The following is a 12,989-nucleotide window of genomic DNA, read 5'->3' as shown; positions in this document are numbered from 1 at the left end:
GATCAAGGATCGCTTGCCTGCGGGCTCTCTCCCGCGGCTTCGCGCTTGGACAAAAGCCAGAAGACACCACCGGGCAGGGAAATCAGAACGCCAACGGCTCCAAACAGCACGGACAACGCCGTGGCATGCTCTTTCGAAACGCCGATGAAGCCAAAGGCGGTGATCATCGCCATTTCGCGCGGCCCCCAGCCGGCCATGGAAATGGGCAATGTCGCCACCAGAATGACCGGAGGAACAAGCACCAGGCAGTCCACGACGCTGACGTCGATATTGAGGCCCAGGGCCAGAACATAAACCACGAAGGCCAAGTTGATATGGCCAAGCACGACGACAGCCAAAATCGGCACGGCCCGGAAAGGCCGGAAAAATATACGGCGGCTGTCGTTGGCCAACTGAATGAAGCCGCGGACGAGACGCCATCCGGGCAGGACGACGGACAGACGATCGAGCAGGCTGAAAACCGCGATGCCGGCGGCACTAGCCACCGCCAGCCCGGGGAACACCCATTCGGGGAAACGCCCTTCCAGACGATCGAACAGCAGCGGTTCACAGGCGGCAGCCAGCAAAATGAGGCCGAAAACGGTCGCGATCCGTTCAATCACCACCGAATTGACCGCCGCCGTCAGCGACAAACCCGCCCGGTGGGTCCTCCACATACGCACGGCGTCTCCCCCCACCGCTCCGGGGAGGATCTGTCCGAAGAAATTACCGATACAGAAGAGTTCGCAAGCCTGACGAAACGGCAGATCGGCGCCGAGCCCGCGCAGCACCAGCCGCCAGCGCCCCCCGCAGATCAGCACCTGAACCACCTGCAGTAGGAAGGCTGCGAGGAACATAAGTGGCGAAATGGACTTGCCGACGTTCCAGGCGGCACCGAGGTCAACCTTTGCCTGGAGGTACCAGAGCGCACCGCCGGTCAGAGCGATCTTCACCGCCCAGGAGGCCCAACGTTTAATCATTCACCAATGTCGCCTAGCCATGACGCCGGCATCGCTCCGAGGCGTCGATCCGACAAGTTGCGGACCCTAGCCAAGGCAGGCCACATTGGCAAGGAAAGAGGCGCAAGCGGTCCCGACTTTATGCTTTTCAAACGGGCCCTTGCCGCAAACGCACCGGCTGTCGCCGGGCCCCCCAGGTTCCCGCCTCGGCTTCGAAATGGCCGGAAACGACCGTGCCGCACGAACGGCAGCTCCCCGCCCCCTCCGGCGTGACGGCAAGGTTCCATCGCCCCAGGCGGTACCAGTCCCGCTCGATGAGCAAGGCGCCGCATCCCGGGCACCAGGTCGATCCGCCCCGGGGATCATGCACATTGCCCGTATAGACGAAACGCAAGCCCTCCCCCATGGCGATGGTCCGCGCCCTGGTCAGGGTCAAAGGGGGCGTGGCGGGCGTGTCGGTCATCCTCCAATCGGGATGAAAAGCGCTGAAATGCAAGGGCACGTCGCCGCCCAAACGATCGGCGATCCATCGCGCCAAAGCGCGCAACTCGTCGTCACCATCATTCTCGCCGGGAATCAGCAAGGTGGTGATCTCCAGCCACACCTCCGTCCGATGGCGCAGATAGTCGAGCGTTTCCAGCACAGGCGCCAGCTCCGCCGAACAAAGCCGCTGGTAGAAGCTCTCGCTGAATGCTTTCAGATCAACGTTGGCGGCATCCATGTGGGAGAAGAAATCCGATCGCGCCGCCGCCGTCATATAGCCGGCGGTTACCGCCACCGTCTTCAGTCCGCGGGCACGGCAGGCATCGGCGACATCGGCGGCATATTCCAGAAAAACCACAGGATCGTTGTAGGTGAAGGCGACCGAGCGGCATCCCAGGCGCACCGCCGCTTCGGCGATCGCCTCGGGCGAGGCGGCATCATTCAGCCGATCGACCTCGCGCGCTTTGCTGATATCCCAGTTCTGGCAGAATTTGCAGGTCAGATTGCAGCCGGCGGTCCCGAAGGACAAAACGGGCGTGCCGGGCAGGAAATGGTTGAGCGGTTTCTTCTCGATGGGATCGACACAAAAACCGGACGAACGGCCATAGGTGGCGAGAACCATTTCCGCGCCCTGCCGCTCTCGGACGAAACACAAGCCCTTCTGCCCATCGTGCAGTTTGCAATACCGCGGACAGACATCGCATTGCAGCCGTCCATCGGACAGCCGGTGCCAGTGACGCGCCGGAACGGGCGAAAGGCTGTCGCTCATGGATGGATTTTAGGCCGCCATCGCCGGCATCGCAACACAAGCCCGTCTATTGGATTGACCCCCAGGTCCTCACCCCCCATAACCAAGGCAGTCAACAGCACAGGGGAGATCCCATCATGCGGCTGTTCGGTCGCATCATTCTCGTGATTCTGGCAATCATCGGAACCTTGACGCTGGCGCTTGCCGGCCTTGGTACCTTCGCCGCCCTGAAACAGAGGCCCGAGCCGCTGCCCAAGCAGATGGCCCTGGTGTTGGACTTGAATGCCGGCGTCGCGGAAACGACGCCGGACGGTCCTTTCGCCCAGCTGGAGATGGGCCATGCCTATGTGCTGAAAGACATGGTCGAGAGCCTCGACCGGGCGGCGCACGATCCCAGGGTGACGGCCCTGGTGGCGCGTCTCGACGGCGGCGCCATCGGCATGGCCCGGGCGCAGGAGATTCGCGACGCCGTTCTCGCCTTCCGCAAGTCGAACAAGCGGACCGTGCTGTTTTCCTCGGGCCTCGGGGAATCGGGCAATGGCACGATCCCCTATTATATCGCCTCGGCCTTTCAGGAAATCTGGCTGCAGCCCTCGGGGGATATCGGTCTGACGGGTTTCGCCGCGGAAAGCCCCTTTTTCAAGGGCGCCCTGGACCTGTTGGGCGTCAAGGCCGAATTCGGCGCCCGCCATGAATATAAATCGGCCATCGAGGTCTTCACCCAGACCAAATTCACCAAGGAAAGCCGAGAGTCCCTGCAATTGCTGCTCGATTCCTGGACCCGGCAGGCCACCGGCGGAATTGCCGAGGGACGCGGGCTTTCCGTCGCCCAGGTCAAGACCCTGATCGATCGCGCGCCCCTACTGGCCGACGAAGCCAAGGCGGGCGGTTTGGTCGACCGTCTGGCCTATTGGGACGAGGTGGAAAAAAGCGTCACCGGAGGAGGTGCCAAGCTGGTCGGCCTGCATCGCTACGAGGACCGGCTTCAAGACGAACCCAACGCGGTCAAGATCGCCCTGATTTATGGTGTCGGCGCCGTGCAGCGAGGCGAGGGGGACGCCAGCCCGTTGGCCGAAGGCAATGTCATGTCGTCGGAGCGGATCACCAAGGCTTTCCGTGATGCGGCGAAGGATCCGGAGGTCAAGGCGATCCTGTTCCGCATCAATAGCCCCGGGGGATCCTACAGCGCGTCGGATTCCATCTGGCGGGAGGTCGGCAACGCCCGTGCCGCCGGCAAGCCGGTCGTCGTCTCCATGGGAGACATGGCCGCCTCGGGCGGTTATTTCGCCGCCATGGCGGCCGATCGCATCGTCGCCGAACCGGGAACCATCACCGGATCCATCGGCGTCTTCATGGGCAAGATGGTCCTCGCCGATTTCTGGAAAAAGCTCGGCGTCTCCTGGGATGAGATCCACAACGGCCAGAACGCCACCCTGTGGAGCAGCAACAGCGATTTCTCGGCCACCGGCTGGGAACGGGCCAACGCCATTTTGGACCATATCTACGCCGACTTCACCGAGAAGGCCCAGCAAGGCCGGAAATTGAAGACCGAGGACATGGACAAGCTGGCCCGTGGACGTATCTGGCCGGGCGATGAAGCCAAGCGCGTCGGACTGGTCGACCTGAACGGCGGTTATGCCACCGCCATCGTCCAAATTCGCGAATTGGCCAGGCTTCCATCGCAGATGCCGGTCGATCTGGTGCAATTTCCCCGCGCCAAACAGCCTTTGGATTATCTGCTCGACATGGCGCACGGCCGCCTGCCCGACGGGCTGGTCGGCACCTTCGCCGCGGAAGCCCGGATCGCCAAAGTGGCTGCCGTTCTGAAGCCGCTGACCGTGTTGATGGAATCGGGTGGATCGGAACTCAGAATGGCTCCGATCGAGATGAAATAAGGAGATCAGCCGCGCCCGATGATGGTCCGCCGTGCCGCCGGGAACCCACCCTCGCGGCACGGCGGTCAACGGGCCCTTACTCCTTCATCGGTTCGGCCTTGTGGCAGGTCCCGCAATAATTCTCGGACTGCTTATGGCCGCGATGGCAGGTCGTGCATTGCAGATCGACGAAATGGCCCTGATGCGGGTTTCTTTCCATATTCGCGGTCTTCAAGGCGACCTTCTCGTAGGACTCGTGGCATTTGACGCATTTGTCCATCGAGACCTTGCTCTTCTTCTCGCCCTCGTCATGGCAGGCGGCGCATTTGACGCCCTCGGCCTGATGCTTGTCCGCCATGAAGGACGACTTGCCCTCCTCGGCAAAGGACACGCCATGGAGCGCCGCCGCGAGACCGGCGGCCACCAGCACCATCATTATCTTTCTGAAAAACATGTCTTTCGATTCCCCTAGTCCCGAACGATTTCGGATGCGACGACGCGCCTCACTGGGCCTGCGCCAACGCAGCGGCGTTCTTTCCCGCGATCCGGCCGAACACCGAAATCGCCGTCAACGAATTGCCGCCGGCACGGTTGGTGCCGTGGATGCCACCGGTGGTTTCCCCCGCCGCGAACAAGCCGGGAATGGCGTTTCCATCGAAATCCAGAACCTGGGTCTGAGAATTGATGTGCAGGCCGCCCTGGGTGAAGTGGACGCTTTCACGCTCGACGCCGACGTAGTAAGGCGGCTTGTTGATAAGCTGCGTGAAGGTGGTCCGGCCGAATTCGGGATCCTTCTTCTGGGCAGCCATCTTGTTGTAGGCGTCCAAGGTGGCCTGGAGAGCCTTGGCATCGACGCCGATCTTCTCGGCCACTTCCTTGAGGCTGTTCAGCTTGAAAACCACGCCGCTGCGGATCTTGCCTTCGGTCGTCGCGCCCTTCACTGACTGCTCGTCGGTGATCACCCAGCACATCTGGCCCTTCTGGCGCATGATGGCCTCGGTGATGACGTCACGCCGTCCGCCTTCGTTGACGAAGCGCTTGCCGTCGGAATTGAGCCAGATATCCGCGCCGACATAGTCGGTGACACGACCGCCGGTGAAGGGAATCAACTGGATGTAGTCCATGCCGACGACATCCCCGCCGATCTTCTGGGCCATCGTGATGCCGTCGCCGGTGTTGAAGGCCGGGCCGGTTCCGGCCGGATTGGCCGTCGTCCGGAAGCTTTCGTTGAGACGCGGGTCATATTTCATCCGCATCTTGACGTTGCCGGCAAAGCCGCCGGTGGCGATGACCACGGCTTTCGCACGGAAGGTAATCGCCCCGTCCTCATCGACGGCCTTCACGCCGGTGACAGGTCCGGAGGCCCCGTCCCTGATCAGGTCGACGGCCCGGGTGTTCATATGGATATCGACGTTATGCGCCTTGGCGGCGTTGTAAAGGACGCGAACATAGTCGCGGCCTGCGGCTGCGGCGCCGGTGTTGTGCCCGCGCGGAAAAAGACCGCCGAACGGCTCGAAGACGCGGTCGGCCCACTTGACGCCCAGCGATTCGTACCAGCCCATCAGATCGGGGGCGTTGTCGACCAGCGTGCGAACCAACGCCGGATCGTTACGGTAGTCGCCGGCGGCCAGTACCTGTTGATACATCAGATCGGGAGAATCCTTGATTCCCATCTTTTCCTGGCGCAGCGGGTCGGGGAAGTTCATCGAACCACCCGAAATGATCGTGGCGCCGCCGACCGTCGGCTGCTTTTCCAGAACGATCACCTTGGCATTGGCCATCGCCGCGGTTACCGCCGCGTTCAATCCGGCGCCACCGGCGCCGATCACGAGGACGTCGCTGGATATGACCCGTTCCGGCGCATCCTGCCCGGCGAAGGCCGAGCCCCCGCTCACCAGACATAAGGCCGCCAAACCAGCCCTCAATCTATACTTTCCGAACATATACTCACTCCTCACATTACCGAGGAACGTCGCCAGTCAGCGCCCGGGATGTCTTTCAAATATTTAAAATTTATTTTTGAAGCGCCGCGCGTGCGAACGCGGACGGAACAAAACCATGAGAATACAGGATATTCTCACGCAGCCCCCGGGCCTTTGGCCAGCTCAGTCCTGACCTAAACAATAGCCATATTTTTCATATGGGATAATGCTTTTAAACGTTTGTTCCATGCCTAGAAGGCATCCATGTCAGAGAACCCCGCCCGCCGCCTGAAGAAGACGATCCGGCGCGCCTCGCCCTCGGGCAGGAAGGCAACCACGAGACAAATCAGCCCCGACAGGCAAAGAACCGAAGAAACGGGAAGAAATCGCGCCGCCGCCCCCAGCATCAGGCCGCCGAAAGGAACCATGCCCCAGAAAGCGACGGCGCAACAGGCGGCCAGACGCCCGCGCATGGCCTCGGGGATCTGCAGATGCAAAGCGGCGCTGGCCGTGACGATCTGCCACATCAGGCAGAAGCTGGCTCCGAACACGCCGAACAACGACAGCTCCCACCAGCGGGACACCCCCAGCAGCATGAGACAGGCCGAAGCACCCAGGCATAAGGGCCACTGCCGTCCCGGCGCCCCCTCCCGAATTTCCCGTCCGACCAGACAGGAGGCCGCGATCGCCCCGAGACTGGACATACTGATCATCCAGCCCAGCATTTCCGCACCGGCGGTCAGCACGCCATGAACATAGGCGGGGAGCAGAACGGTAAAAGGCAGGCCGGTCAGACTGAGAAGACAGAGCCGCAGAAACGCTTTTCGCGCGTCGGAGCGCTGCCGGATCCACGCCCAGCCCTCCGACAAGCGGAGACCGTTTCTCGGGCCGGTTTCGCGCCGAACCAGTCTTCCGGGCCGGAAGACCAACGCCAGAAGAGGGGCGGCGTAACTGAGGCCATCAAGAAGGAAACACAGAGCCTCGCCGCCAAGCGCGATGAACAGACCCGCCAGCGACGGCCCCAGCAGCCGGCCGATATTGACCACCAGGGAATCGGCGGCCAAGGCGGGCAGACAGGCCTCTCCGTCGACCGCCGTCCGGCACAGAAAGGCCTGCCGGGCCGGCAGTTCGAAGGCCGCGACCCCCCCTCTGACCACCGCCATTCCCAGCAATGTCGCGATATCGAGATAACCCGTCCAGGAAAGAGCGGCCAACCCCACCGCCTGAGCGGAGGCCAAGCCATAAGTGACGGCGAGAATGCGCCGACGATCAAAGCGATCGATGATCGCGCCCGACAACGGCGCCAGCAACAACACCGGCATCTGCCCGGCGAAGCCGGCGACGCCGAGCCAAAGCGCCGACCCCGTCAGGCGGAAAATCAGCCACCCGATGGCCACCCTGGTCATCCAGCTTCCCGCCGTCGACAAGAGCTGTCCGCCAAGAAACCAGCAGACGTCGCCATCGGCCAATACGGGCCACAAAGCCTTGCGACGGGAGATCAGGCGGAACCCGGGCGACTGCGCCAGCGACGGCCTGGGCATGGATGAAGCGATCCTCTTTCCAACTTTTGCGGACGGCGCCAAAGGCCACGCCGCAGCGGGAGGATGCTACCGCGCCGATGAATGGCCGGTAACTGCTTTCCACGCCTAACATCAGTCCTTCAAGGCATGGAGATGGGTCCCGCAGGACCATCAGTCTCTGCCAGGAGCATCGGGATGGCGCCGAAATTTATCATTTGACCGCGGCCCCCAAAATTATTACAAAAGGCATATTATAAAATATTCTTGCAAATAGAAAAGACTGACCATCACTGACAATATGGCCATGGAACTCCGACAGATAAAATATTTCGTTGCAGTTGCTGAAGATTTAAATATATCGCAAGCAGCTCGGCGACTTCATACATCGCAACCGTCGCTGGGCCGGCAAATTCAAAGTCTTGAAGAATTTATCGGCGTTCCGTTATTCAGCAGGAAGAATCGCCGACTGACGCTCACCCAGGCGGGAGAAATTTTCCTGGCCCGGTCAAAAAATATATTGTCCGATATTAACGACGCCATCTCCAAGACAAGATCCGCGTCTCATGGAAACAAGAAAAGCATTACGATAGGATATATACCAACAGCGGCATCAAAAATATTCCCATTTTTTCTACCTTATCTTCAAAATAATAATCCAGATATTTATCCAATATTAAAGAATATTTCTAGCGAACTTCAAATAACAGCACTCAAGAATGAGTGCATAGATATTGCGTTTATACGAAAAGGGGTCGATGACGAGGATATCGTTAAAGAAGTCATTCTTCGCGAAAATCTCGTCGTCCTCCTTCCCGCCGCCCATCCCCTCGCTGAAAAGACGGCGGTAACCTTGACCGAACTGTCGGCCCTCCCCTTCGTCGAGGTGAGCACGCCCTTGAAGATGGAGCTGGAGCAGATGTTCGGCCCCCTGAACTTCAAGCCGGTGGACGCCTCGGGATCGGGCGAACGCGACAGCCTGTTCGATCAGTTCAGCCTCGTCGGCTCCGGGCTCGGCTTCACCATCCTCAGCGATTTCGTCCGCGAATTCACCCCGCCCACCGTCGCCGTCCGCGATCTGGCCGTGAAACCCGCGCCACGCACGGAACTCTACATCGCTTACCGGAAACAGGAAGCCTCGCCCGTCCTGGCGGAGTTCCTGCGCGCGCTGCGCCGCTGGAAAAGCCAGATGGGACACCTCGAAGCCGAATAACCCATCATTCCGATGGATCGGCGGCCAGTCGTTCGCACACCAGATCAAGCAACCGATGCAACTGGGCGAGATCCCGCCCCCCCATGCGCTCACGGATTTCGTCCTGCGCGGCCCGCCAATGGTGTTCCGCCTCCCGGTGGAGGAGCTTCCCGGTTTCGGTGAGGCGGACGATCCTGCTCCGGCGATCGTCTCCCGGCGCCGATTCGATCAATCCCCGAGCCTCCAACGGCGCCAACGTCCGGGACAGGGACGTCCGATCCATTCCCATCACCGCCGCCAGCCGATGCATGTCCGGCGCCACATCGCCGGTCAGCTTGGCAAGTACGGAATATTGCGTAAGCGTCAGATCCACCACCTTCAGATGAGCATCGTAGAGCCGCGTCATCGACCGGGTGGTCCGCCGCAACCGAAAACAAGTGCACCCTTTGGGGGCCGCTTCACCCATCATCCTGGAATGCCATCCGGAAATCACCGCGTCATCGCCATAATGGCTCAATCGAATCAGAAAATGTGTTCGAAACAAGGATTGACGCCTTCCCCGCCGATGAATATGTGTATATGCACATAAATCAGCGGTCAAGGATTCCCCCGAATGCCGATACAGGCTCTGGCGCGCCGGATTGAACGGAAATTCCACTATGCCTGGATCGTCGCCGGAGTCGTTTTCCTGGCCCTGCTGACGGCCGCCGGAGTGCGCGGCACCCCAGGCGTTCTGCTGGTGCCCCTGATGAACGACATGGGATGGGACCGCACGACCATCTCCTTCGCCATATCGGTCGGCATCGCCCTTTACGGCCTCACCGGCCCCTTCGCGGCCGCCGTCATGCAACGTTTCGGCATTCGGAAAACGCTGCTGGGCGCGCTTACCATGCTGTCGCTGGCCGTGGCCTCGACGACATTGGTTCGGACTCCCTGGCAGATGGTCCTGACCTGGGGTGTCCTGACCGGCTTGGGAACGGGAACCGTCGCCCTGGTCCTCGGCGCGACGGTGGTGAACCGCTGGTTCAGAAAGCGTCGAGGCCTGGCCATGGGCTTGCTGACGGCCAGCACCGCGACCGGCCAACTGGTCTTTCTCCCCCTGCTGGCCCACATGATCGAAATCGAGGGCTGGCGGCTGGCCACCCTGATCGTGGCGGGCGCCACCGCCCTGGTGATTCCCGTGGTGTTCCTGCTGGTCCCCGAACGACCGTCCGATGTTGGGCTGCGGGCCTATGGGGCGGAAGAAAACGACCGGGACCCGCCAAGTCAGGGCAATCCGCTGGCCAACGCCTTCCAGGCCTTGGGACGCGGCATCCGCAAACCGGTTTTCTGGCTGTTATGGAGCAGTTTCTTCATCTGCGGCCTGTCCACGAATGGGCTGATCGGCACCCACCTCATCGCTCTTTGCCTGGACCACGGCCTGCCGGAAGTCAGGGCGGCGGGGTTGCTGGCGGCCATGGGCCTGTTCGACCTGGTCGGCACGACGGTGTCGGGCTGGCTTTCCGATCGCTACAACAATCGGATGCTGCTGGCCTGGTATTACGGGCTTCGGGGCCTTTCCCTGCTCTTCCTGCCCTTCTCCGATTTCAATTTCTTCGAATTGTCGATCTTCGCCGTCTTCTACGGACTGGATTGGATCGCCACGGTACCGCCGACGGTCCGGCTCGCCACGGAGGAATTCGGCGATCGCGACGCGGCCATCCTGTTCGGCTGGATTTCCGCCGGCCATCAGATGGGGGCGGCGGCGGCGGCCTTCGGCGCGGGGCTGCTGCGCGCGGAACTCGACACCTATCTGCACGCATTCCTGATCGCCGGCGCCGCTTGCGTGGCCATCGCCCTGGTCCTGCTGGGCACCGCGCATCTCACGCGACGCCCCACGCCGGCGCAGCAGGCGGCGGAATAGATCTCACCCCGGCGGCGACTTTTGACCGACGATGAGGAATTCCTTGTTTCCCTCGGGGCCGGTGATCGGGCTTTCGACGATGCCCCGCACCGTCCACTCGGGAAGGGCCGACAACCAGTCGCGGATGCGCTCGCAGACCTCGGCATGAAGCTCGGGTTCCCTCACCACGCCGCCCTTGCCGACCCGCCCCTTCCCCACCTCGAACTGCGGCTTGATCAAGGCGGCCAGCCAGGCATGCGGCTTGGTCAGGGCGAGCGCGGCCGGCAGCACCACTTCAAGCCCGATGAAACTCGCGTCGCAGACGACCATGTCGACCGGCTCGGGAATCTGCTCGACGGACAGATGGCGGGCGTTAACCCGTTCCAGCACCACCACCCTGGGATCATTCCGCAGCTTCCAGGCCAGCTGGCCATGTCCGACGTCGACCGCATAAACCTTGGCCGCGCCATGGGTCAGCAGCACGTCCGTGAAGCCCCCGGTCGAGGCCCCGACATCGATGGCGGTCAGCCCCGTCGGATCGATGGTGAACGCCTCGATGGCTTTGGCGAGCTTCAAACCACCGCGCGATACCCACGGATGATCCTGGCCTCGCAATTCGATGGCGAGCTCTTCGGCCACGGACACCCCCGGCTTGTCGAGACGCCTCTCGCCCGAAAACACCAAGCCCGCCATCACCAGGGCTTGTGCGCGGGCCCGGCTTTCCACCAGACCACGGTCGACAAGCAATTGGTCCAATCTTTTCTTCGTCATGATCGGCGCATGATGCCGAAGCCGTGGCCGAATGGCTAGTGGTCCGATCCCGACGCCTGTTTCCCAAGCGTCGGGTGAATAGACCCACCAACTCATTGAATAGTGTTCGGATTCTGACGGAGGATATGGTCACCATCCGTCAGAATCCGAACAGCAGGACGTCATAAAATTTTTATAAATTGCGTAAAAACAGATAATCCGGCAATTTTATCTCCACGACAGACTCCATGCGGAACTTTAAATGTCCATATCGCCCGGAACCACCAGCCCCCCCCGCCCCGAGCGCCCACCGCCCCGAGTGATCGGCAAAAAAGACGTCCGAATTGTCACATTTTTTAAATCTGGCTGGCATCCGCCACCGAAGAGAGTTATGACCTTTTCGCGCGCGCTGTGCCCCAGCCAGCAGCGCCCAGCAGCAAATCGATCACATTGTGACTTTTCCGCCCGCCCTTGTTGCGGGCTTTGACACGACGGCGTAAACTGCCGCCCTTTCATCCGGGAGTGGAGCGTTGGTAGAGTTGCCCACCGACATTGCGGCCTTGAGCTTCGAAGACGCGCTCGGCGAGCTTGAGCGCATCGTCCGCCAGTTGGAGGAGGGCAAAGGCCGGCTCGACGAGGCGATCGATGCCTATACCCGCGGCATCGCCCTGAAACGCCATTGCGAAGGCAAACTGGCGGAAGCCCAGGCGCGCGTCGAAAGTATCGTGCTCGGCCCGGAAGGCATCCTCTCCACCCAACCCGCCGATATCGGGTAAAGGAAGTAAATCGCTGTGACCACATTGAAGGCCGCCCTCGCTGACACCGCCACTGCGGTTAATGCGGAACTCGACCGACTATTGCCGTTGGTCGAAGGACCGGAAAACCGCCTCATCGAGGCCATGCGTTATTCGACGCTCGACGGCGGCAAGCGGCTTCGTCCGTTTTTCGTTCTGCAGACGTCGCGCCTGTTCAACGTCGCCGAGGAGGCGGCCATCCGTGTCGCCGCAGCCATTGAAATGGTCCACTGTTATTCATTGGTCCATGACGACTTGCCTGCCATGGACGACGACGATTTGCGGCGCGGACGCCCCACCTGTCACAAGGCCTTCGACGAGGCCACGGCGATTTTGGCCGGGGATGCCCTGCTGACCAAGTCGTTCGAGGTCGTGGCCGGCCCCAACACCCATTCCGACCCCCAGGTTCGTTGCGAACTGGTCCGGGAGCTGGCGCTGGCCGCCGGCGGCCAAGGCATGGTCGGCGGGCAGATGTTCGACCTTCGGGCCGCGGAACTCGACATGGACGTCCAGGCGGTGACCCGGCTGCAAAATCTGAAGACCGGTCGCCTGATCGATTTTTCCTGCGAAGCCGGCGCCATCCTCGGCAAGGCCGCCTGGCAATTGCGTCAGGCCCTCAAGGCCTATGCCCACGATCTCGGATTGGCGTTCCAGATCGCCGACGATCTTCTGGACGTCGAAGGCGATCCGGAAAAAGTGGGCAAGGGTTTACGCAAGGACGCCGAGGCGGGCAAGGCGACCTTCGTTTCGCTACTGGGTATCGAACGGGCTCGAGCTCAGGCCGAGATGCTGTCGCGGCAAGCGGCTCAGCACCTCGACTGTTTCGATGACAAGGCCGATCTGCTGCGCGAGGCCGCACGCTTCGTCGTAGAACGCAGCCTGTGATGAG

General features: G+C 61.5%; 12 protein-coding genes. 5 read left to right on the top strand and 7 right to left on the bottom strand.

All coding sequences use genetic code 11. The features are described from left to right. Positions 1-2: 2 nt before the first annotated feature. Positions 3-959 carry a lysylphosphatidylglycerol synthase transmembrane domain-containing protein gene (locus CWS72_RS21150; protein ID WP_101252634.1) on the bottom strand — a complete coding sequence of 319 codons (957 nt, stop codon included), beginning with the start codon at positions 957-959 and terminating at the stop codon, positions 3-5. Between the two features lie 127 nt (positions 960-1,086). Further along, complete coding sequence (gene amrS / locus CWS72_RS21145; protein ID WP_101252633.1) at positions 1,087-2,190, bottom strand: AmmeMemoRadiSam system radical SAM enzyme; 1,104 nt, start codon at positions 2,188-2,190, stop codon at positions 1,087-1,089. Between the two features lie 116 nt (positions 2,191-2,306). On the opposite strand from amrS, the gene CWS72_RS21140 reads away from it, so the two are divergent. Further along, positions 2,307-4,064: a S49 family peptidase gene (locus CWS72_RS21140; protein ID WP_101252632.1), complete on the top strand. Its 1,758-nt coding sequence runs from the start codon at positions 2,307-2,309 to the stop codon at positions 4,062-4,064. A gap of 76 nt (positions 4,065-4,140) precedes the next feature. Here the strand turns inward: CWS72_RS21140 and CWS72_RS21135 are convergent, their stop codons facing one another. From CWS72_RS21135 to CWS72_RS21125, 3 genes are all read right to left on the bottom strand, one after another. Then, positions 4,141-4,497, bottom strand: coding sequence for a cytochrome c3 family protein (locus tag CWS72_RS21135; RefSeq protein ID WP_101252631.1), 357 nt, complete (start codon positions 4,495-4,497; stop codon positions 4,141-4,143). 49 nt (positions 4,498-4,546) lie between these two features. Then, a complete protein-coding gene (locus tag CWS72_RS21130) occupies positions 4,547-5,986 on the bottom strand; it encodes an FAD-dependent oxidoreductase (protein WP_101252630.1) in 1,440 nt (479 codons plus the stop codon). Positions 5,987-6,216: 230 nt separating this feature from the next. Further along, positions 6,217-7,506, bottom strand: a complete 1,290-nt coding sequence (locus tag CWS72_RS21125) for an MFS transporter (RefSeq protein WP_101252629.1) — start codon at positions 7,504-7,506, stop codon at positions 6,217-6,219. A gap of 277 nt (positions 7,507-7,783) precedes the next feature. Here CWS72_RS21125 and CWS72_RS21120 point away from each other — a divergent pair, with 277 nt between their 5' ends. Then, the gene (locus CWS72_RS21120; RefSeq protein WP_101252628.1) at positions 7,784-8,695 is read left to right on the top strand and encodes a LysR substrate-binding domain-containing protein; all 912 of its coding nucleotides are present in this window, start codon (positions 7,784-7,786) and stop codon (positions 8,693-8,695) included. Between the two features lie 4 nt (positions 8,696-8,699). On the opposite strand, the gene CWS72_RS21115 is transcribed toward CWS72_RS21120, so the two are convergent. Beyond that, positions 8,700-9,080 (bottom strand): MarR family winged helix-turn-helix transcriptional regulator, encoded by a 381-nt coding sequence (locus CWS72_RS21115; protein ID WP_158240753.1) that lies wholly within the window; start codon positions 9,078-9,080, stop codon positions 8,700-8,702. 207 nt (positions 9,081-9,287) lie between these two features. On the opposite strand from CWS72_RS21115, the gene CWS72_RS21110 reads away from it, so the two are divergent. Beyond that, positions 9,288-10,577 carry an MFS transporter gene (locus CWS72_RS21110; protein WP_199175854.1) on the top strand — a complete coding sequence of 430 codons (1,290 nt, stop codon included), beginning with the start codon at positions 9,288-9,290 and terminating at the stop codon, positions 10,575-10,577. A gap of 3 nt (positions 10,578-10,580) precedes the next feature. On the opposite strand, the gene CWS72_RS21105 is transcribed toward CWS72_RS21110, so the two are convergent. Further along, complete coding sequence (locus tag CWS72_RS21105; protein WP_101252626.1) at positions 10,581-11,327, bottom strand: TlyA family RNA methyltransferase; 747 nt, start codon at positions 11,325-11,327, stop codon at positions 10,581-10,583. A gap of 509 nt (positions 11,328-11,836) precedes the next feature. On the opposite strand from CWS72_RS21105, the gene CWS72_RS21100 reads away from it, so the two are divergent. Beyond that, positions 11,837-12,082 carry an exodeoxyribonuclease VII small subunit gene (locus CWS72_RS21100; protein WP_101252625.1) on the top strand — a complete coding sequence of 82 codons (246 nt, stop codon included), beginning with the start codon at positions 11,837-11,839 and terminating at the stop codon, positions 12,080-12,082. A gap of 15 nt (positions 12,083-12,097) precedes the next feature. Next, positions 12,098-12,985 (top strand): polyprenyl synthetase family protein, encoded by an 888-nt coding sequence (locus CWS72_RS21095; RefSeq protein ID WP_241911835.1) that lies wholly within the window; start codon positions 12,098-12,100, stop codon positions 12,983-12,985. Positions 12,986-12,989 lie beyond the last annotated feature (4 nt).

It is taken from the genome of Telmatospirillum siberiense (assembly GCF_002845745.1).
In the GTDB taxonomy this organism is placed as follows: Bacteria; Pseudomonadota; Alphaproteobacteria; order Rhodospirillales; family Magnetospirillaceae; genus Telmatospirillum; species Telmatospirillum siberiense.
This window is presented reverse-complemented; position numbering and strand designations above follow the sequence as displayed.